Source organism: Sphingomonas zeicaulis (assembly GCF_050433225.1).
GTDB classification, from domain to species: domain Bacteria; phylum Pseudomonadota; class Alphaproteobacteria; order Sphingomonadales; family Sphingomonadaceae; genus Sphingomonas_D; species Sphingomonas_D zeicaulis.
Window position 1 is genome coordinate 252,851 of record NZ_JBNPXQ010000006.1, and the last position, 21,044, is coordinate 273,894.

General features: G+C 66.0%; 17 protein-coding genes and 2 pseudogenes. 7 read left to right on the forward strand and 12 right to left on the reverse strand.

Going from position 1 to position 21,044, the window contains the following annotated elements; all coding sequences use genetic code 11:
• Genes folD through FHS96_RS19760 form a run of 6 tightly spaced genes read right to left on the reverse strand, consistent with a single transcriptional unit; the run spans window position 1 to window position 6,742 of the window.
• On the reverse strand, window positions 1-861 hold the full coding sequence (gene folD / locus FHS96_RS19735; RefSeq protein ID WP_429595638.1) for a bifunctional methylenetetrahydrofolate dehydrogenase/methenyltetrahydrofolate cyclohydrolase FolD: 861 nt from the start codon (window positions 859-861) through the stop codon (window positions 1-3).
• Between the two features lie 7 nt (window positions 862-868).
• Window positions 869-1,729 (reverse strand): formyltetrahydrofolate deformylase, encoded by an 861-nt coding sequence (gene purU, locus FHS96_RS19740; protein ID WP_429595641.1) that lies wholly within the window; start codon window positions 1,727-1,729, stop codon window positions 869-871.
• Between the two features lie 25 nt (window positions 1,730-1,754).
• Complete coding sequence (locus FHS96_RS19745; RefSeq protein WP_429595644.1) at window positions 1,755-2,258, reverse strand: sarcosine oxidase subunit gamma; 504 nt, start codon at window positions 2,256-2,258, stop codon at window positions 1,755-1,757.
• A complete protein-coding gene (locus FHS96_RS19750) occupies window positions 2,251-5,223 on the reverse strand; it encodes a sarcosine oxidase subunit alpha family protein (protein ID WP_429595647.1) in 2,973 nt (990 codons plus the stop codon). The genes FHS96_RS19745 and FHS96_RS19750 overlap by 8 nt, the downstream gene beginning before the upstream one ends.
• A gap of 2 nt (window positions 5,224-5,225) precedes the next feature.
• The gene (locus FHS96_RS19755) at window positions 5,226-5,477 is read right to left on the reverse strand and encodes a sarcosine oxidase subunit delta (protein ID WP_429595650.1); all 252 of its coding nucleotides are present in this window, start codon (window positions 5,475-5,477) and stop codon (window positions 5,226-5,228) included.
• An 11-nt stretch (window positions 5,478-5,488) separates the two neighbouring features.
• Window positions 5,489-6,742, reverse strand: a complete 1,254-nt coding sequence (locus FHS96_RS19760) for a sarcosine oxidase subunit beta family protein (protein WP_429595653.1) — start codon at window positions 6,740-6,742, stop codon at window positions 5,489-5,491.
• Between the two features lie 89 nt (window positions 6,743-6,831).
• Here FHS96_RS19760 and FHS96_RS19765 point away from each other — a divergent pair, with 89 nt between their 5' ends.
• Entirely contained in the window at window positions 6,832-7,848 is a 1,017-nt protein-coding gene (locus FHS96_RS19765) for a GlxA family transcriptional regulator (protein ID WP_429595656.1), read from the forward strand.
• 82 nt (window positions 7,849-7,930) lie between these two features.
• Window positions 7,931-8,590 carry a helix-turn-helix domain-containing protein gene (locus tag FHS96_RS19770; RefSeq protein WP_429595659.1) on the forward strand — a complete coding sequence of 220 codons (660 nt, stop codon included), beginning with the start codon at window positions 7,931-7,933 and terminating at the stop codon, window positions 8,588-8,590.
• 43 nt (window positions 8,591-8,633) lie between these two features.
• Here FHS96_RS19770 and FHS96_RS19775 read toward each other — a convergent pair whose 3' ends face one another.
• The 3 genes from FHS96_RS19775 to FHS96_RS19785 all read right to left on the reverse strand — a co-directional run bounded on the left by FHS96_RS19775 (window position 8,634) and on the right by FHS96_RS19785 (window position 13,645).
• Entirely contained in the window at window positions 8,634-9,974 is a 1,341-nt protein-coding gene (locus tag FHS96_RS19775) for an ammonium transporter (RefSeq protein ID WP_429595662.1), read from the reverse strand.
• A 69-nt stretch (window positions 9,975-10,043) separates the two neighbouring features.
• The gene (locus tag FHS96_RS19780) at window positions 10,044-12,299 is read right to left on the reverse strand and encodes a trimethylamine N-oxide demethylase (protein ID WP_429595665.1); all 2,256 of its coding nucleotides are present in this window, start codon (window positions 12,297-12,299) and stop codon (window positions 10,044-10,046) included.
• A complete protein-coding gene (locus tag FHS96_RS19785) occupies window positions 12,296-13,645 on the reverse strand; it encodes an NAD(P)-binding domain-containing protein (protein WP_429595668.1) in 1,350 nt (449 codons plus the stop codon). Before FHS96_RS19785 ends, FHS96_RS19780 begins: the two co-directional genes overlap by 4 nt.
• A 274-nt stretch (window positions 13,646-13,919) precedes the next feature.
• Here FHS96_RS19785 and FHS96_RS19790 point away from each other — a divergent pair, with 274 nt between their 5' ends.
• From FHS96_RS19790 to FHS96_RS19810, 5 genes and pseudogenes are all read left to right on the forward strand, one after another.
• Window positions 13,920-14,768, forward strand: coding sequence for a class II glutamine amidotransferase (locus tag FHS96_RS19790; protein WP_429595671.1), 849 nt, complete (start codon window positions 13,920-13,922; stop codon window positions 14,766-14,768).
• Window positions 14,768-15,457, forward strand: a complete 690-nt coding sequence (locus tag FHS96_RS19795; protein ID WP_429595674.1) for a GltB/FmdC/FwdC-like GXGXG domain-containing protein — start codon at window positions 14,768-14,770, stop codon at window positions 15,455-15,457. The genes FHS96_RS19790 and FHS96_RS19795 overlap by 1 nt, the downstream gene beginning before the upstream one ends.
• A 12-nt stretch (window positions 15,458-15,469) precedes the next feature.
• On the forward strand, window positions 15,470-16,801 hold the full coding sequence (locus tag FHS96_RS19800) for an FMN-binding glutamate synthase family protein (protein ID WP_429595677.1): 1,332 nt from the start codon (window positions 15,470-15,472) through the stop codon (window positions 16,799-16,801).
• 61 nt (window positions 16,802-16,862) lie between these two features.
• The gene (gene glnT, locus FHS96_RS19805) at window positions 16,863-18,158 is read left to right on the forward strand and encodes a type III glutamate--ammonia ligase (protein ID WP_429595680.1); all 1,296 of its coding nucleotides are present in this window, start codon (window positions 16,863-16,865) and stop codon (window positions 18,156-18,158) included.
• A 27-nt stretch (window positions 18,159-18,185) separates the two neighbouring features.
• Window positions 18,186-19,368, forward strand: a pseudogene (locus FHS96_RS19810) (IS701 family transposase); the annotation flags it as partial.
• Between the two features lie 389 nt (window positions 19,369-19,757).
• Here FHS96_RS19810 and FHS96_RS19815 read toward each other — a convergent pair.
• The 3 genes and pseudogenes from FHS96_RS19815 to FHS96_RS19825 form a co-directional block, all read right to left on the reverse strand.
• Window positions 19,758-20,139, reverse strand: a pseudogene (locus FHS96_RS19815) (transposase); the annotation flags it as partial.
• A 102-nt stretch (window positions 20,140-20,241) separates the two neighbouring features.
• Entirely contained in the window at window positions 20,242-20,394 is a 153-nt protein-coding gene (locus FHS96_RS19820) for a hypothetical protein (protein ID WP_429595683.1), read from the reverse strand.
• A gap of 260 nt (window positions 20,395-20,654) precedes the next feature.
• Complete coding sequence (locus tag FHS96_RS19825) at window positions 20,655-21,032, reverse strand: hypothetical protein (protein ID WP_429595686.1); 378 nt, start codon at window positions 21,030-21,032, stop codon at window positions 20,655-20,657.
• Window positions 21,033-21,044 lie beyond the last annotated feature (12 nt).

Genomic DNA, 21,044 nt, shown 5'->3' on the forward strand with positions numbered 1-21,044 from the left:
TCAGGCGCGGCGCTGGCGCGCCGCTTCCAGCGTGTTGCGCAGCAGGCAGGCGATCGTCATCGGGCCGACGCCGCCGGGCACCGGGGTGATCGCATCGGCCTGTTCCGCGGCCTCGGCATAAGCGACATCGCCGACGAGGCGGGACTTGCCGTCATCGGTCGGCACCCGGTTGATGCCCACGTCGATCACGATCGCGCCAGGCTTGATCCAGTCGCCGCGGATCATCTCCGGCCGGCCGACCGCCGCCACGACGATATCGGCGCCGCGCACCACCTCGGGCAGGTCGCGGGTGCGCGAATGGGCGATCGTCACCGTACAGTTCTGCTGCAGCAGCAATTGCGCCATCGGCTTGCCGACGATGTTGGATCGGCCAACGATCACCGCGTGCAGCCCGTCCAGCCTGGGCTGGACCGACTGGATCAGCAGCATCGCGCCATAAGGCGTGCAGGGGGCGATGCCGCCGGTGCCGGTGGCGACCAGCCCGACATTGATCGGGTGGAAGCCGTCGACATCCTTGGCCGGATCGATCGCGCGCAGCACCTTGTCGCTGTCGATATGCCCAGGCAGCGGCAGTTGCACGAGGATGCCGTCCACCGCGTCATCGGCGTTGAGCGCGGCGACCAGCGCGAGCAGATCCGCCTCGCTGGTTTCCACTGGCAGCTTATGCTCGAACGAGGCCATGCCGACCTCGACCGTCATCCGCGCCTTGGAGCGGACATAGACCTGGCTCGCGGGATCCTCGCCCACCAGCACCACCGCGAGGCCGGGGGTGATGCCGGCGTCCTTCAGTGCGGCGGTCTCGTCCGCCACGCGCAGCCGCAGCGCCGCGGCGGCTGCCTTGCCATCGATGATCGTCGTCATGATCGGCTCAATCCGGGAAGACGACGGTCTTGTGGCCGTTCATGAAGGCGCGACCGCTGAGGTGGAAGGAAACCGCGCGGGCGAGCACGCGACGTTCGATGTCGCGGCCCTTGCGGACGAGATCCTCCGGTGTGTCGTGGTGGCTGATCCGCTCCACGTCCTGCTCGATGATCGGGCCCTCGTCGAGGTCGGCGGTCACGTAGTGCGCGGTCGCGCCGATCAGCTTCACGCCGCGGCCATGCGCCTGGTGATAGGGTTTGGCACCCTTGAAGCCGGGCAGGAAACTGTGGTGGATGTTGATGCAGCGGCCCGAGAGGAAGCCGGCCAGATCGTCCGACAGGATCTGCATGTAGCGCGCGAGGATGATCAGGTCGGCGCCGGTCTCGTCGACGATCGCCTTGATCTGCGCTTCCTGCTGCGGCTTGGTATCCTTGGTGATCGGCAGATGATGGAAGGGCACGTCGCCGAAATCGCTGCTTGCATAGGTCGAGCGCGGATGGTTGGAGACGATGCCGACCACGTCCATCGCCAGTTCGCCGATGCGGTGGCGATAGAGCAGATCGACCAGGCAATGGTCGAACTTGGACGCGAGGATCAGCACCTTGAGGTTCTGGTCGGCCGGGCGGATCACCCAGTCCATGCCATAATGCTCGGCGATCGGGGTGAAGCCGGCCTTCACCGTTTCCACCGCCCCGGCATCGGGCAAGGTGAAGACGATGCGCGTGAAGAAGCGGCCGGTTTCGGGATCGTCGAACTGATGCGCCTCGGTGATGTTGCCGCCGTGGTTGAACAGCTCGGTCGAGACCTTGGCGACGATGCCGGGCTGGTTCGGGCAGGAAAGCGCGAGCAGGCAGGAAATTGGGTTCATCGAGGTCATGCCCTGTTGGTTCGGGTTAGAGTGCGGCCGCGGTGGCTTCTATCCACCGGATCAGGCTGTTCCGGAAGCTGCGGAAAACGGCAAGGTCGTAGGTCGGCTGGTCGTCGACCTGCCAGACGATCACGCCGATATGGGCGATCACGGTGGTGACGGCCGATCCGGCGCTGAAGCTGTCGGGGTGAAGGTCGATCGGCATGCCGCGCTGGAGCAGGCGGCGCGCATCGGCGCCGGCCAACCGGATGACGACATAGCCGCTCGACTGGTCGGTGACCGAGGCGAGCCCGGTCAGCGTTTCGGCGACACTTTCCGCCCAGTCCGGCGCGTCGGTTTCGCCGATCGCCAGCCACGTGCCGCGGCCGGTGCCGATCAGCCCGATCGCGTCGCCGGCGGTGAAGGCCGGGCGGGTGGGGGCGTCGACCCCCAATGCGGCGCCGATCTGCGATCCGTCCACGCCCTTGCGGGCCATCACGCTGGCGAGGGACACGGCATCGCGTTCGCTGATGCTCAGCCGGTCAGCCATGCAGCCGCGCTCCTTCCGGATCGACGAAGATGGGCGAGCAGATCTCGGCCTCCAGATCGCCGTCGCGCACCGGATCGTGGATGATGATGCGTTCGCCATGGCGCTCGGGGCCGTGCGCAAGCAGGCCGAGGCCGATCCAGTGGCCGAGTGTCGGTGAATGGCAGACCGAGGTGACGAAGCCCTGATCGTCCGCGGCGGTGCGGCCGATGGCGCTGGTCGGCAGCAGATGCCCGCCGGCGCGCAGCCGCTTGCTGCGGTCCACGGGTTTCAGCCCCACCAATGTCGGCCGGTCGGGCGCAATCAGCCCCGGGCGCTGCGCCATGATGCGGCCGATATAGTCCTTCTTGGTCGACATCATCCGGCCGAGGCCAAGGTCGCCCGCGGTGGTCTGGCCGTTGAGCTCATTGCCCGCGACATGGCCCTTCTCGATGCGCATCACGCCCAGCGCCTCGGTGCCATAGGGGGTGAGGTCGAAGGCGCCGCCGACCGCGAACAGATGGCGCAGCAGCGCATCGGCGTGGCGCGCGGGCACGCTGACCTCATAGGCGAGCTCGCCCGAGAAGGAGAGGCGGTAGATCCGCGCCGGCACGCCGTTCCAGCGGAATTTGGCAGCGCCCATATAGGGCAACGCCGCGTCGTCCAGCGGCAGATCGGGGAAGGTCGCTCGCAGCAGCGCGCGCGCGCGCGGACCGGCGACCGAATAGGTGCCCCAATTCTCGGTGACCGAGGTCGCCTGCACGTCCAGCTCCGGCCACAGCACCTGCCGCGCATGGTCGATATGCTGCATCACCCGCGCCGCATTGGCGGTGGTGGTGGTGACGAAGAAATGGTCGGGCGCGAAGCGGGTTGCGGTGCCGTCGTCGAAGACGATGCCGTCCTCGCGCAGCATCACGCCATAGCGCGCGCGGCCCACCTTCAATGTCGACATCATGTTGATGTAGAGCCGGTCGAGCAGCACCGCCGCGTCCGGGCCCATCACGTCGATCTTGCCTAATGTCGAGACGTCGCAGATGCCGACGCCATTGCGCGTCGCGCTGACCTCGCGGTCGACACTCTGCAGCCAGTCGGTCTCGCCCGGCCGCGCATACCATTGCGCGCGCTTCCACATGCCGACGTCGACGAAGGTCGCGCCCTGGCCGGCGGCCCAGTCATGCGAGGGCGTGCGCCGCTCGGGACGGAAGTCGGTGCCGCGATGATGGCCGGCGAGCACGCCGATCGCGACCGGCAGATAGGGCGGGCGCGAGGCGATGGTGCCGGCTTCGGCGATCGACTTGCCGGTGGCGGCGGCGAGCAGCGCATGCCCGTTCAACTGGCTCGTCTTGCCCTGGTCGGTCGCCATGCCGAGCGTCGTGTAGCGCTTGAGATGCTCGATCGAGACAAAACCTTCGCGCGCGGCGAGGCCGATGTCGCTGTCGGTCACGTCGTGCTGGAAGTCGACGAACGCCTTGGCGCGGCGGGTGGCGACATGCCAATAGGGCCGTGCGCCCGCCGGATCGGCGCTGGTGGCGAGCGGCGGCAGTGCCGGCCGCGTGCGCCCGCAATCCTCGATTATGGCCGCCGCCGTCTCGGCGCCGCTGCGCAGCGCCTCGGGCAGCCCGAAAAGGCCCGCCGCCGCACCCGCCGTGCGCATCCCCGGTGGCGTCTTGTCGAGCAGGAAGCTGTCGATCTCGGGCGCCCAGACCGGCTTGGCGCCCATATTGGTGCCGATGCCGATCGTTGGGTTCCAACCGCCCGCCATGCCGAGGAAATCGGCCTTGATCCCGTGCCGGCGCCCCTCGGCGTCGCGGATCCTCGCGGCCTTCATCGTGCGGCCGGCGACATCCTCGACGACCGCGCCGGTGAACACCGGCACGCCGGCGCCGCGCACCGCATCGGGCATCGCGATCGGGCCGGGGCGGGCATCGACGATCGCAGCGAGTTCGAGGCCCGCGGCGATGAGGTCGGCGGCGGCGGTCCAGCCGCTGTCGCTGGTGGTGAAGATGATGCCGCGCTTGCCAGGGGCGGCGGCGAAGCGGTTGACATAAGTCGCCGCGGCAGAGGCCATCATCACGCCGGGTCGGTCATTGCCGCCGAAGATGATCGGCCGCTCGATCGCGCCGCTGGCAAGGATCGCGCGCTTCGCGACGATCTTCCACAGCCGCTGCCGGGGCTGACCGGGCAGCGGTGCCGCGAGATGATCGGAAACGCGCTCGACCGCGCCATACTCGCCGCCGTCGAACACGCCGAACACGGTGGTACGCGAAAGGATGCGAACATTGGACAGCGCGGCCAGTTCGAACGTCGCCTGTTCCGCCCAGCGCGCGCCGGGCAGGCCATCGACCTCATGGCGCTCGGCAAGCAGCCGGCCGCCGGTGCGCGCATCTTCATCCGCCAGAATCACGCGCAGCCCGGCGCGCCCTGCGGTCAGCGCCGCGGCGAGGCCGGCGGGGCCGCCGCCGATGACGAGCAGGTCGCAAAAGCCATGGTCGCGGTCATAATGATCGGGGTCGGGCAGGCCGGAGAGTGCGCCGAGTCCCGCCGCGCGGCGGATCAGCGGCTCGTAGAGCTTCTCCCAGAACGCCGCCGGCCACATGAAGGTCTTGTAGTAGAAGCCGGCGACGAACAGCGGTGCGACCAACTGGTTCACCGCCAGCAGGTCGAACGACAGGTTGGGCCAGCGGTTCTGGCTGCTCGCCTCTAGCCCGTCGAACAGGCTGATCGTGGTCGCGCGGCTGTTGGGCTCGGCATGGGCACCGCCGCGCAGGGTGACGAGCGCATTGGGTTCCTCGCTGCCGGCGGTCAGGATGCCGCGCGGCCGGTGATATTTGAACGAGCGGCCGACGAGGCGGACGCCGTTGGCGACCAGCGCGGAGGCGAGCGTGTCACCCTCGAACCCGGTCATCGCCTTGCCGTCGAAGCGGAAGGTGAGGGGGGCCGAGCGATCGACGAGGCCGCCGGTGTCGAGGCGATGGGAATTGCCGGCCACGCTCATGCGCCGCGACCCGCGGCGAAGCGGCTGCCCGCGATCGCATGGGTGCGCGTGTCGCGTTCCACCTCGATCCAGGTGCGGCAGCCCTGCGCGTGATACCAGAGTTCGCGCATCGGCCCGGCCGTGTTCTGGCGGATATAGACATAGTCGTAGAAGCCGTCCTCGCCGGCGGGCCGGCTCGGGGCGGCGTCGCCGCGATAGACGAACTCGATCGAGTCACGCTCGCCGCAATAGGGGCAGGGGATCCGCATCTGCCGTCGCCTCAGTGAAGATTGGGTTGGGCGCCCTGGCCCTTTTCGTCGATCATGTGACCGGTCCGGAACCGGTCGTACCGGTAGGCGATGGCGGTCTCGTGCGGCGTGTCGGTGGCCAGAAGATGCGCGAAGCACCAGCCCGAGGCGGGGGTCGCCTTGAAGCCACCATAGCACCAGCCGGCATTGAGATAGAGGCCGGGGATCGGCGTGTGGTCGATGATCGGCGATCCGTCCATCGACATGTCCATGATGCCGCCCCAGCTTCTCAGCAGGCGGGCGCGGCCGATCATCGGCATCACTGCCATGCCGCCTTCGCAGACATCCTCGATCACCGGCAGGTTCCCGCGCTGGGCATAGCTGTTGTAGCCGTCGATATCGCCGCCGAACACCAGCCCGCCCTTGTCGGACTGGCTGATGTAAAAATGGCCCGCGCCGAAGGTGATGACGCCGGGGATGACCGGCTTCAGCCCTTCGGACACGAACGCCTGCAGCACATGGCTTTCGAGCGGAAGCTGCAAACCCGCCATCGCCGCGACGGTGGAACTGTGCCCCGCCACCGCCATGCCGACCTTGCCCGCGCGAATGCTGCCGCGCGTGGTTTCGACGCCCGTGACCGCGCCGGACGCGTCGCGCAGGAAGCCGGTGACCGCGCAATTCTGGATGATGTCGACGCCGCGATCGGATGCGCTGCGCGCATAGCCCCAGTTGACCGCATCGTGTCGCGCGGTGCCGCCACGGCGCTGCAGCAGCCCGCCCATGATCGGGAAGCGGCCCTGATCGAAATCGAGGAAGGGTGCCATCTTCCGCACCGCGTCGCGATCGAGCAGTTCGGAATCCGCCCCGTGCAGCCGCATGCCGTTGCCGCGCCGCGCGTAGGCATCACGCTGGGCATCCGAATGATAGAGGTTGAGCACGCCGCGCTGGCTGACCATCGCGTTATAGTTCAGATCCTGCTCCAGCCCTTCCCACAGCTTCATCGACCATTCGTAGAACGGCTCGTTGCCGGGCAGCAGATAGTTGGAACGGATGATGGTGGTGTTGCGCCCGGCATTGCCGCCGCCGATCCAGCCCTTCTCGACCACCGCGACGCGGGTGATGCCATGCACCTTGGCGAGATAGTGGGCGGTCGCAAGACCATGACCGCCGCCGCCAATGATGACGATGTCATAGCCGTCGCGCGGCTCCGCGTCGCGCCACGTGGGGCGCCATCCGCGATGCCCGCCAAGGGCATTTGCCAGCAGACTGAAGACGGAGTAGCGCATGACGGCTTATCAAATCCAGGAAAATTATTTGCCCTGAAGGAAAATTAGCGGGTTCCGGAGAGCGCCGCTTGTCCCTACAGGACGATTTCATGACTCCAAGCGACAGGACGGCTGCCAATCCCGCCCCGAGGATGCTCGGGTTGCTGCTGGTCGAGGGATTCGCGCTGCTCTCCTACGCTTCGGTGGTCGAGCCCTTTCGGGCTGCCAACGAGCTGGCGCGTGCCGACCTTTATCGCTGGACGCATATTTCGGTCGACGGACGGCCGGTCTCCGCCTCCAACGGTGCGATGGTCGTCGCCGATGCGAAGGTGGGGGCGGCGACCGCGTGCGACATGCTGCTGGTGTTCGCGGGCGGCGATCCCAGCCTGTTCCGTGACACGCCGACCTTCGGCTGGCTGCGTCGGCTGGCATCTCGCGGCGTTTCGATCGCGGGGGTGTCGGGCGGGCCCTATCTGCTCGCGCGCGCAGGGCTGCTGGACGGCTATCGCGCTACGATCCACTGGGAACATGCGGCGGCGTTTCGAGAGGCCTTTCCCGACGTGGCGCTCGATACGGGCCTCTATGTCGTCGACCGCAAGCGGATGACCTGCGCGGGCGGCACCGCCGGGTTCGACCTCGCGCTCGACCTGATTGAGCGCGATCATGGCGCGGCGCTGGCGATGCGGGTCGGCGAATGGTTCATCCGCACCGAGACGCGCGGCCCCGAACGGCCGCAGCGATCGAGCCTCGCCGACCGCTTCGGCGTCAAGGATGGGCGCGTGCTGCGCGCGCTGGCGACGATGGAGTCGTCGCTGGAGGAGCCCGTCGAGCGCGAGGCGCTGGCCGGGCTCGCCGGGGTTTCGCTGCGCCATCTGGAGCGGCTGTTCGCCCAGACATTGGGCGCGACCGTGCAGGACGTCTATCGCCGCATTCGCCTTGAACGCGCGCAGCATTTGTTGCGCGCGACCGCACTGTCGGTGACTGAGGTCGGCGCGATCTGCGGCTTTGCCAGCAGCAGCCATTTCTCGCGCGCGTTCAAGACGCAGTTCGGCATGGCGCCGCAACAGGTGCGCCGCGCGCCAAGCAACATAAAGACTTTCGACGGCCATGGCGCCGTGATGATATAGGGAAGCATTTCGGGTCGAGGGGAGCACAGACTCTACCAGCCACGGAAGAGTAGAAGCAGGATGGAAACAAGGAGCTGTCGATTTGGCGAGATCTTTGCGGGCAAAAGCCGAGGAGCCGCCGGAGGCGGAGGAATATAAGACCGGTTCGAACGCGCCATCGGTCGATCAACGCCAGTTGGAAAAGGAATTAGGCGCGCAGATCCGCCTGATGCGGCGCAAGCAGGATCTGTCGGTCTCCGATCTGGCCAATGCCGCGGGCATCTCGCTCGGCATGATGTCCAAGATCGAGAATGGTGGCATCTCGGCGTCGCTGACGACGATCCAGTCGATCGCGCGGGCCCTGTCAGTGCCGATCTCAAGCCTGTTCACCTCGGTCGAGGAACGGCAGGATTGCTCCTATGTGCCGGCGGGGCAGGGCGTCAGCATCGAGCGGCGCGGCACCAAGTCAGGCCATAATTACCAGCTTCTCGGCCATCTGCTGCGCGGCGAGGTGATCGTCGAGCCCTATCTGATCACCTTGCACGAAGGCGCGCAGCCCCACACCAGCTTCGCGCACCAGGGCACTGAGCTGATCTACATGTTGGAAGGCGAACTCAGCTATCGCCACGGCGGCGAGACCTATCATCTGCGGCCCGGCGATACCCTGATGTTCGACTCCGGCGCGCAGCACGGCCCGGAAGAACTGATCACCAATCCGATGCGATACCTGTCGATCATCATCTACCCGCGCGCGGCGGGCTGAGCTGTCATTTCCTCCCCGAGCAAAGCTCGGGGAGGAAATATTCTCAACTCATCCGGTAGCCCGTCTCGCCATGAGCGGTGACGTCGAGCCCCATCTGCTCCTCATCCTCGCTCACGCGCAGCCCGACGATCATGTCGGCGATCTTCAGCGCGATGAAGGTGGTGATGGCGGAGACCGAGATGCTGAACGCCATGATGCCGATCTGCACGCCCATCTGCTCCACGAAGCCGCGGTCCTGCAGATAGCCGACGCCGCCGAGCGCGGGCGTCGCGAACACCGTCGTCAGCAGCCCGCCGACGAACGCGCCGACGCCGTGGACGCCGAACACGTCGAACGAGTCGTCATAGCCGAAGCGATGCTTGAGGCTTTCGACTGCCCACACGCACACCGGCGAGACCAGCAGGCCGACGCCGATCGCGCCCATCGGGCTGACGAAGCCGCACGCCGGGGTGATCGCGACCAGCCCGGCAATCGCACCGGAAACGACACCCAGCGTGCTCGGCCGGCGGCGATGCACCCATTCGGTGAGCATCCATGACAGCGCGCCCGCCGCGCCGCCGAGCAATGTGTTGACCATGATCAGCATCGCGAAGCCGTTGGCGACCAGCGCGCAGCCGCCGCAGAAGGCGAGCCAGCCCACCCACAGCATCGATCCACCGGTGAAGGTCATCGTCATGTTGTGCGGCGCCATCGCCGGTGTGCCGAGGCCGTGGCGAGGGCCGACCATATAGGCGGCGACGAGGGCGGCGATGCCGGCGTTGAGGTGGACGACATTGCCGCCCGCGAAATCCTGCGCGCCGATGTCGAACACCCAGCCGCCGCCCCATGCCATGTGCGCCATCGGCACATAGTTGATCAGGAACCACACGGCCATGAAGATCATCACCGCCGAGAAGCGGATGCGCTCCGCAAAGGCGCCGACGATGATCGGTGGGGTGATCGCCGCGAACAGCATCATGAACAGGAAATAGAGATATTCGGGCAGCGTGCCGACCAGGCTGTCCTGCGTCACGCCGTTGAGGAAGGCCTTGCCGAGCCCGCCGATCACCGCCCCGTAGGCCGGGTTCTCGGCGAAGGCGAGCGAGTACCCGACCAGCGTCCACAGCACGCAGATCAGCGCCGCGCTGGCGAACACCTGCGTCAGGATCGACAGCACATTCTTGGTGCGGCCCATGCCCGCGTAGAACAGCGCGAGGCCGGGCAGCATCATCAGCATCACGAACAGCGAACAGGCCGCGACGAAGGCGGTATCGCCACCGCTCAGCGCCGGCTCGGGCGCTTGCGCCGCTGCCGCGCCCGGCAGCAGCGCGACCAATGCTGTTACGGCCGCCAGCCCCATCCGGCGGCCACGCTCAAAAGCAACTCCACTCAACCCGCTCGTCATGTGTCGCACCCCCGATTCTTGTCGTTGCGACATCCTCTCCATTGTCGACCCGGTGGCGCGTGTCGGCGATCAGGCCCGCACGCGCGTCTTGTCAGGGTCGTAATGCGGGAAGCGGACGACCGTGGCGCCGATGCGCTTCTGGTGGCCATCCAGCTTTCCGATCTCGAGCGCGGTGCCGAGCGTGGACAAGGTCGCGTCCACGCGCGCCAGCGCGATCGTCTTGCCGAGGATGGGCGATCGCGTCGCGCTCGTCACCACCCCAACCTGCATCCGGCCCGCAAAAACCGGATCGCCATGGCCGACCGGCTCCGCTCCCGCGACATCGAGCCCGACGAGCGTGCGCTGCGGCGCCTCGCGACGACGGCGCAGCGCCTCTGCGCCGACATAGGGCGCCTCCTTGGCCTTGGGCACCGCGAAGCCGATGCCGGCCTCGAAGGGATCGGTCTGGTCGCAAAATTCATAGCCGGCGAAGACCAAGCCCGCCTCGATGCGCACCATGTCCAGTGCGTCGAGCCCGAACGGCAACATGCCCCTGGGGCCGCCCGCCGCGAACAGCGCGTCCCACACCGCGCCGGCCTGGCTCGGATGGCACCAGATCTCATAGCCCAGTTCGCCGGTATAGCCGGTGCGCGAGACCATCACCGGCACGTCGGCGATCCGACCGGTGGTGAAGCGGAACCATTTCAGCTCCTCCACCGTCGCCAGATGGCGCGGCGTCGTCACCAACGGCGCGAGGATCTCACGCGCCAGCGGGCCCTGCAGCGCGACATTGTGGAGTTGGTCGGTCGAGGATTTCACGAAGACGTGAAGGCCGTGGCGCGCGGCGAGCTCGCGCAGCCAGACGCCGCAATAATCGTCGCCGCATACCCAGCGGAACGCATGCGGCCCCATCCGGAAGACGGTGCCGTCGTCGATCATTCCGCCGGTTTCGTAGCACATCGCGGTGTAGACGATCTGGCCGACCGCAAACTTGGTCACGTCACGCGTCACCGCCAACTGCATCAGCGCCTCGGCATCGGGGCCGATCACCTCGAACTTGCGCAACGCGGAGAGGTCCATCACCACCGCGCGCTCGCGGCACGCCCAATATTCGGCGACGGGCCCTTCGCCGGTGAAGCAGGTGGGCAGCCAGAAGCCGCGATACTCGACGAAATTGCGCGTCAGCGCGGACGTGCGCGAATGAAAGCCGGTCTCCCGCGTCAGGCGCGGCGGAGCGTCTGGAGTCATGCGATGGGTGATTCCTGGAGTAATGGCGGCGGCGCCGTCATAGACGCGCACATGAATGTCGGTGGGGTTCCAGCCATTGGCGGCATCGACATCGTCGGCGCAGGAGGATGAGGCGCAGACGAGATCGGTCAGCGCGCGCAGCAGCACATAGTCGCCGGGGCGGGACCAGGGTTCGTCGAAACCGATCTGCTCGTCATGGCCGACGACGGTGTTGTAGAAAAAGTTGATCGCCGGCCAGCCCTTGCGCGCCTCGACGCCGTGCGGTGCCAGCGCGCGGTTGAAGTTCTCGGTGCAGTTGGCGTGGCCCGGATAGCCGAGATCCTCATAATATTTGGCGCTGCAGGCGAGCATGAAGGTATCGTGCCGGCCCACCGTATCGCGCACGATCTCCACCAGCGGGCGCATCGTCGCGTCGAAATAGCGCGAATGCAGCCCCGGCTTGGCGAAGGCGTTGCCCATCAATGTGCGGGTGACGGTGGGGTCGAGCCCCAGTTCCTTGCCCTGTTCGAGCGCGACCGCGTCGAAGGCGAGGAAGTCGGAGCATTGCTTGCCCTCGACATCGATGATCTGGATATAGTCGCCCGCCTTGACGACATAGGATCGCGCCGTCGCCGCATCGATGCGCAGGTCGAGCTTGGGCTCGGCCAGCGGCGGGGGCGCCGCCACCGTCGCGCGCGGTGCGCGGGTGACGAACAATTGCAGGTCGGTCGGCGGGTTCTGCGCGTCGGGCGCCATCGGCGCGCCCGGTGCTGCGATCAGGCAGGCGAGGGGGGCCTCCGCGGTGAAGCTGATCGCGCTGCCCGCGGGTGACTCCGCGCCGAACAGCTCGATCGTGGCCGCCTCGCCGCCAATGTCGGTCGCGCGTTCGGCCAGTGCCGCGGGGAGGGTGGCGAGCGGCTCGGCCCGATCGGCAAGCGCGGGCAGCGCCTCGGCGATCGGGCCCGCGGCCTTCACCTGCAGCAACCCGGGCTGCAACCCTTCGGGATCGACGATCCGCACGCTGTCGCCGGCGCCGAGGATCAGCGGCACGCCGCCATCCCCGCCGCTGACGACGAGCCGTTCCACCACCGCGTCTGCCGCCATCACCGTGCCCGTCACGCCGCCTGGTCGACCGCGAGGAAGGCTTCGAGCGAATCGTCCATCGCCTGCATCCACGGCGTGTGGTGCACCGGCGCCATGTTGCCGGTCAGCACCGAACGATAGCTCTTGTCACGATAGCCGAGGATCGAATCGACCTTGTCGTGCTTCCATTCCTTGAACAGCTCGGCGACGGCATCGAGGTCGAATTCGGGATAGTCGGTCGGGCCGATCAGGTCGCGGACATAGTCGGTCTGGAAATCGATCTCCTGATAGGGATTTTCCAGTTTCTCCTCGCGCGCGCGCCAGTCGAGCGTCTCGGCGGTCTGTTCTTCGACCGACGGCAGCGCGATGCGGCCGAGAATATAGTCGCGCGCATACCAGGCCTGCGCGTCGAACATGTTGAAGGTATAATATTGGTCCTGCATGCCGAGGTAGATCAGCTTGGGATCCTCGATCCAGAACACGCCCTTGTAGAGATTGAGCGGCCACAGCCGGTTGTTCGTCTTCAGCCGCAGCGAATCGGGCAGGAAGGGGAAGCTGTGCTGATAGCCGGTGCACAGCACCACCGCGTCGATCTGCTTGCTGGTGCCGTCGACGAAATAGGCGGTGTTGCCGACGAGGCGGACGAGCAGCGGCCGTTCCTCGAACCCCTCGGGCCAGTCATAGCCGAGCGGGCGTGAGCGATAGCTGAAGGTGACCGAGGCGGCGCCATATTTGAAGCATTGCGTGCCGATATCTTCGGCGGAATAGGAGCCGCCCACCATCAGCACATGCTTGCCGGCGAACTCGTCCGCCGAGCGAAAATCATGCGCGTGCATCACGCGGCCGGTGAACTCGGCGACACCTTCGAATTCGGGGACGTTCGGCGTCGAGAAATGGCCGCTGGCGACGACGACATAGTCGAAGATCTCGTCGACCTGCTCATCGGTCTTCAGATTGTGCGAGCGCAGGTCGAAGCGGCCATCCTCCCGCTTCTCCACCCAGCGCACCGGCGTGTTGAAGCGGATATGCTGGCGCACGTCGCTCCTGGCGACGCGGCCCATGATATAGTCGTGCAGCACGGCGCGCGGCGGATAGGAGGGGATCGGCCGGCCGAAATGTTCCTCGAACGAGTAGTCGGCGAATTCCAGCGCTTCCTTGGGGCCGTTCGACCAGAGATAGCGGTACATGCTGCTGTGCACGGGCTCGCCGAATTCATCCAGGCCGGTGCGCCAGGTATAGTTCCACTGACCGCCCCATTCGGACTGGCGCTCGAAGCAGACCAATTCCGGCACCTCGGCGCCCTTGGCCCTGGCACTCTGGAAGGCTCGAAGCTGTGCCAGCCCGCTCGGCCCCGCGCCGATGATTGCCACTCTTTGCGTCATTTCTCGTACTGCTCCCTAGCCGGTCTTCTTCGCCATCCGACTGGCCGGTTTCGCTTGCCATGCGCACCGGCGCGCTTATTCCTACAGGAAACGGATGTGACTGACAGGAAAATAACGCGTTATCGGAACCGGGTCGAGTAAATTTCCTCATAAGAAAATAAAATTCCTCTTGATTGACAGCCAGCCGACCTTGCGCTTATTTCGGCAGCAGGACGAACGGGAGGTAACCGGGCCGATGTGCGGCATTGTTGGGCTTTTCTTGAAGGACAAGGCGATGGAGCCGCAGCTAGGCAGGCTTCTTGCCGGCATGCTGGATGTGATGACGGACCGCGGTCCGGACAGCGCCGGCTTCGCCATTTATCGCGACGCGCCCGAGGGGCAGGCGAAGCTCACGCTGCGCGGTGGCAATGGTGAGGCGATCGCTAAGGGCCTGGGCGATGCGCTCGGCGTCGCGGTGTCGGTCAGCTGCCACGACACGCACAGCGTGCTGACCTTGCCGGCTGAGCATGAGGCGGAGGCCCGCGCCTGGCTGCAGGCCGGGCATGAGGAGATCGCGGTAACCGGCGCCGGCCGCCGCATCGAACTCTACAAGGAAGTTGGCCTGCCGGCGCAGGTCGCCAGCCGCTTCGGCCTGGCCGGGATGCATGGCAGCCATGGCATCGGCCACACCCGCATGGCGACGGAATCGGCGGTGACCACCGCGGGTGCGCACCCCTTCTCGACGGGGTCCGACCAGTGCCTGGTGCATAATGGCTCGCTTTCCAACCATGCCAGCCTGCGCCGCACCCTGATCCGCGAGGGGATCAGCTTCGAGACCGAGAATGACAGCGAGGTGGCCGCCGGCTACCTGACCTGGAAGATGCGCGAGGGCGCGTCGCTCGCCGAGGCGCTCGAAGCCGGGCTCGAGGATCTTGACGGCTTCTTCACCTTCGTCGTCGGCACCAGCAACGGCTTCGCGGTGATGCGCGATCCGATCTCGTGCAAGCCGGCGGTGATGGCCGAGACAGACTCCTATGTCGCCTTCGCCTCCGAATATCGTGCGCTGGCCGGACTGCCCGGCATCGAGAATGCCAAGGTGTTCGAGCCCGAACCGGCCCGCGTCTATGCCTGGGAGCGCAACTGATGCAGACGGTCGACCTTGCACAGACCAGCCGCACCGAACTCAATGAGCGTCTCCACGCGCTCGCCGCGAACACCAACGAGACCTATTGGCATGTGCTGAACCCCAACGGTCAGCACGCGCTGGCGGTGGGATTGGACGCGCCGATCACCGTCGAGATCGACGGCCATGCCGGCTATTACTGCGCGGGCATGAACAAGCAGGCGACGGTGCTCGTCTGTGGCAATGCCGGCGTCGGCGTCGGCGAAAACATGATGTCCGGCAAGGTCCATGTCCGCGGTGATGCCAGTCAGGCGGCCGGCGCCACCGCACATGGCGGGCTGCTGGTGATCGACGGCAATGCGTCGGCACGCTGCGGCATCTCGATGAAGGGCGTGTCGATCGTCGTGAAAGGCTCGATCGGGCCGATGAGTGCCTTCATGGCGCAGTCTGGCGCCTTGGTCGTGCTGGGCGATGCCGGCGATGCGCTGGGGGATTCGATCTACGAGGCGCGGCTCTATGTGCGCGGGTCGGTCAAGAGCTTGGGCGCCGACTGCATAGAAAAAGAGATGCGGGACGAGCATCGCACCGAATTGCGCGGGCTGCTCGACGCCGCCGGCATCGATGGCGAGGTCCATGTCGACGAGTTCCGCCGCTACGGCTCGGGTCGCCAACTCTATAATTTCCACGTCGACAACGCGTCCGTTTACTGAGGATCGCCTTTCATGGATCTGACCAACATCCCGCGGACGCTGCCGCGCCAGTCGGCGACCTTCGATCCGCACACATTGTCCGAAATTCGCCGCGCGGCGGCGACGGGCATCTATGATATCCGCGGCGCCGGCGCGAAGCGCAGCCTGCCGCATTTCGACGATCTGCTGTTTCTCGGCGCCTCGATCTCCCGCTATCCGCTTGAGGGCTATCGCGAAAAATGCGCAACCGACGTGTGGCTGGGGACGCGCTTCGCAAAGAAGCCGATCCACCTCAAGATCCCGATCACGATCGCCGGAATGAGCTTCGGCTCGCTTTCCGCGCAGGCCAAGGAAGCGCTCGGCCGCGGCGCGTCGGCGGCGGGCACCTCGACCACCACGGGCGATGGCGGCATGACGCCGGAGGAACGCGGCCAGTCGCAGACGCTCGTCTATCAATATCTGCCCTCGCGTTACGGCATGAACCCCGATGATCTCCGCAAGGCGGATGCGATCGAGGTAGTGATCGGGCAGGGCGCCAAGCCCGGCGGCGGCGGCATGCTGCTCGGCCAGAAGATCTCCGATCGCGTCGCGCAGATGCGCAGCCTGCCCAAGGGCATCGACCAGCGCTCCGCCTGCCGCCATCCGGATTGGACCGGGCCGGACGACCTCGAGATCAAGATCGAGGAACTGCGCGAGATCACCAACCATGAGAAGCCGATCTATGTGAAGGTCGGCGCGACGCGGCCCTATTATGACATCGCGCTGGCGGTGAAATCCGGCGCGGACGTGATCGTGCTCGATGGCATGCAGGGCGGCACCGCGGCGACGCAGGACGTGTTCATCGAACATGTCGGCATCCCGACCTTGGCGGCGATCCGCCCGGCGGTGCAGGCGCTGCAGGATCTGGGCATGCACCGCAAGGTCCAGCTCATCGTCTCGGGCGGCATCCGCAACGGCGCCGATGTCGCCAAGGCGCTGGCGCTGGGAGCGGACGCGGTTGCGGTCGGCACCGCCGCGCTCGTCGCGCTGGGGGATAATGATCCGGCGCTGGAGGACGAATATCGCGCGCTCGGCACCACCGCCGGCGCCTATGACGACTGGCAGGATGGCCGCGATCCCGCGGGCATCACCACGCAGGATCCGGAACTGGCCGCGCGGCTCGATCCGGTGGCGGCGGGGCGCCGGTTGGCGAACTATCTATCGGTCCTCACGCTCGAGGCGCAAACCATCGCGCGCGCCTGCGGCAAGAGCCATCTGCACAACCTGGAACCGGAGGATCTCGTCGCGCTGACGATCGAGGCCGCGGCGATGGCACGGGTGCCGCTGGCGGGAACGGACTGGATACCCGGCCAGCGTCAATTCTGAAGCGGCCGGCTTTTTTGGGGGAGCGCGCCGCGGGTCGGCGCGCTGATCGGGAGGACATTCGATGGCGCAGGACCTTGAAGCGGCAGCGCGTAAGCTGGGGATCAAATATTTCCTGATTTCGTTCACCGATCTGTTCGGCAACCAGCGCGCGAAGCTGGTGCCCGCACAGGCGATCGGCGGCATGCAGAAGGCCGGGGCGGGGTTCGCCGGCTTCGCGACCTGGCTGGACATGACCCCGGCCGATCCGGACCTGTTCGCGAAGCCCGATCCGGACTCGCTGATCCAGCTCCCCTGGAAGCCCGAAGTGGGCTGGCTTGCCGCCGACCTGTGGATGGACGGCAAGCCGGTGGAGCAGGGGCCACGCAACGTGTTGAAGGCACAGGTCGCCCGCGCGGCGGAAATGGGCCTGCAGATGAAGACCGGCGTGGAATGCGAATTCTTCCTCGTCACGCCGGATGGCAGCGCGATTGCCGATGACGCCGATGGTCAGTCCAAGCCGTGCTACGACCAGCAGGCGCTGATGCGCCGCTACGATGTGATCACCGAGATCTGCGACGCGATGATCACCCTGGGCTGGCAGCCCTATCAGAACGACCATGAGGATGCGAACGGCCAGTTCGAGATGAACTGGCATTATGACGATGTTCTCGTCACCGCCGATCGCCAGGCCTTCTTCAAATATATGGTCAAGGCGATCGCAGAAAAGCATGGCCTACGCGCCACCTTCATGCCCAAGCCGTTCACCAACCTGACGGGCAATGGCTGCCACATGCACGTCTCGATGTGGCGCGACGGCGAGAACGCCTTCGTCGATCCGGCCGACGAGACCGGGCTGTCGCCGCTGGGCCTCAACTTCATCGGCGGCGTGATCCACGCGGCGGATGCGCTGGCGGCGTTCCTCAATCCCACCGTCAACAGCTACAAGCGGATCAACGCGCCGCGCACCACCTCCGGCGCGACCTGGGCGCCGCAATCGGTGACGTGGACGGGCAACAACCGCACCCACATGGTGCGCGTGCCCGAGGGCGACCGCTTTGAACTCCGCCTCGCCGATGGTGCCGCCAACCCATATCTGATGGGCGCCACCGTCCTCGCCGCCGGTCTCGACGGCATCGAGCAGCAGCGCGATCCCGGCCCTAGGCTTGACATCAACATGTATACGGAGGGTCATACCGTCACCGGCGTCAAGACCTTGCCGCTCAACCTCCTCGATGCCTTGCGCGCGCTGGAGGCCTCGGACCTGAAGAACGCGCTGGGGCCGCTCGTGCCGAGCTACCTCAAGCTCAAGTTCGGCGAGTGGAACGACTATGTCCGCCATCTTACGAGCTGGGAGCGCGAGACGACTCTTGACTGTTGAGCGTGGTAAGATTGCGCTGTTCCGAACCGGCGTCGGATGTGCCCGGCCTATATCGCTGGTTTGATTGGCCCCGGCGATCGCAAGAGCATCCAGCCGATGGCAGCGCGTGCGGATGCGGTCAGCTATGACCGGCCGCATCATTTCATCGGTGCCGGGATCTGGGACAGCGCGCCGCTGGAAGCGACCTTGTGGCGGCAAGCGGATGAGTTGGTCGGTGGTGACAAGACCTGGCTGATCGTTGACGACACGGCGCTTCCCAAGAAGGGCAAGGCCTCGGTCGGCGTCGCACCGCAATACGCTACGGTGCTGGGCAAGAACGCGAATTGCCAGACGCTGGTGTCGGTGACGCTGGCTTCGGGCGAAGTGCCGGTCATGCTGGGCTTGCGGCTATACCTGCCAGAGAGCTGGACCAGCGATACAGCGCGGATGGACAGGGCCGGCGTGCCCGAGGATTTCAGAGCCTACCGCACGAAGCCCGATATCGCCATCGAGGAGATCGACCGCGTCATTGCTGCCGGCGTCCGCTTTGGCTGTGTCCTGGCCGATGCCGGCTATGGCCTGTCAGCGCCGTTCCGGCAGGCTCTCAGCGCACGAGGCTTGTACTGGGCCGTCGGCATTCCCCGGCACCAGTAGGTCTTTCCAGCCGACGTGCAGTTGATCTTTCCGGTGGCGGGACGTGGAAGACCGCGGGTTCGGCATGTGCCCGACGTCAAATCCCGAGCAGCCCATGCCATGCTCGAAGATGAGAAGTGGCGGCAGATCAGTTGGTGCCGTGGCACCAAGGGCCGGCTGAAGGCTCGCTTTGCCGTCCTGCGCGTGCGTATCGCCGATGGCGCCCCGCAGCGGATCGGAACTGCTGGTGCACAACATATGCCTGGCGAAGAAGCCTGGCTGGTGGGGGAGTATCGCTCAAATGGCGAGCGGAAATACTATCTCTCTAACCTTCCCGCCGACACCGCGATCAAGGACGTCGCCGGCGCCATCAAAGCGCGCTGGATTTGCGAGCAGGCGCACCAGCAACTCAAGGAGGAACTCGGGCTCGACCATTTCGAGGGCCGCTCCTGGACGGGGCTGCATCGACATGCGCTCTTGACAATGATTGCCTACGCTTTCCTGCAAACTCGAAGACTCGCTCAGACGACGCGGAAAAAAGAGCCTCCGGCCCGCCGCCTCAACCGAGCCTGCCGGCAATTCGGCAGGCCATAATTGACCGCCTGATGCGACCTCCACCATCCCGATGTCCTCACTGCGGGGAAGTCTTATCAGCGATCATCCCCACACTTCTGCTAAAGCAGTGCTAGTACAACTCGTCGGCCGCCACGGGAATAACGCTTGCCGCTTGCCTATCCTCCGAGGGCTTCATGCCAAGTTTGAGCAACAGCACAGGCTCCGCACGACGAGACCATGGAGCCGTTCCGCGGCTGCAGCCGCGAGCTCACCGTTCTGACGCATCGGTAATCGGCAGGGCGCCGCACTGCTCCTGCCGTAATGCCCCGAGTGTTGGCCGCTGAAATTTCACTGGTATGCGGCTGCTGAAGGAAATGACATCGGTCGGGCAGAAGGCATCACCGTGAAGATGAATCGCGTTGTATGCTGGTGGATCGATTTCAACGTTTGGTGCCCGCGCCGGAGGGCTGCGACAATCTGATCAGGATCGGCGTTCCATATCAACGGTTTCCGTTCGTGATTATGCTCATTGATGACACGGTTATTGGCGGCCTTGAGATCGACGACGGAGCAGAAGGCTCCGCTCTCAAGGCGCCGGCGGGTCAGCTTGGCTAAGAAGCGCTCGACGGCATTAACCGGGAACACGTCGTAGGCACGAAGTGGACGGTCCAGCGCAGATGTCGGGCGAGCCAGGCGCGAACCTTCGGTCGTCTGTGGGCGGCGTAAGTGTTGAGGATGACATGGACGGCCTTTCGGCCTCCACTGCGTTCAGGAAACGGATGACCTCCTGATGCCGATGCCGCTGCGCGGTCCGTCATCGGTCAGGGTGGGGCGGCTTGATGCCAGGCGCGAGATATCCGCCGATCATGCCCGGTACCGGCGTCGCGCCGGCAATCCGGGTCATCATCAACCGCGATCAGCGCTTGGCCTGGTCGATATCCTCATTGCTGCCGCCGCGGCCCTTGTTCGAGCCCCCGCCAGCGCGTTCCGCGGCAGCCTTGGTCTTTTCGGCCTCGCTTGCGGCGTCCTGACTCTTTGCGCCCGCCTCGTCCGTCGTCGGGTTGTCCATTGTTTCTCTCCTGCTTGTGATGGAACATCGTGTAGTCTTACAAACGCAAGGCAAGCGCGGGCGATCCGTGGGCAGCGGTCGGCGCGCGGCTTTCAGCCTGCATGCCGATATGGTCAGCCGCCCGCCGCGCCGTTTGCCTCACATGCTCTGTCTAGCCGAGCTCTCCAGAAGGAATGCGGGCCAGCAGCGCAAGGAGCGACGCCAGGGCGATGATCATTTGCGGCGGGCGAAGCCGTGCAAAATGCGAGGGGACGTTGCCTTCAAAGGCGGCACGATGATCCAGCATGAGGACGAGCGCAAAACCGGTCAGCAACAAGGCACAGCGCGATCACCGTCTCGTCGACCCGCGCGGCCAGGAGTGCCAGACCGCCCAAACCCACATAGACGATCACTGCACGAATCTGACTCCGGGTGGACGAGGCCGGGTTGCCAAAGCCGAAGCCGCGTCGAACGCCGCCAACGAATATGAGGATGATCGCCGCGCACAGGATCCCGAGTTCGACGGCGATCAGCGGCCAGGGCGGTGGCATCGTCCAGGCGCCCACCGCTGCGACCGCGAGCGGCACCATCGACCCGAACCCGAAGACAAGGCTTGTAGCGGGAATGGATTCCGGAACGATATGCGGGGTAACTGCCATGGGCCGCCAACG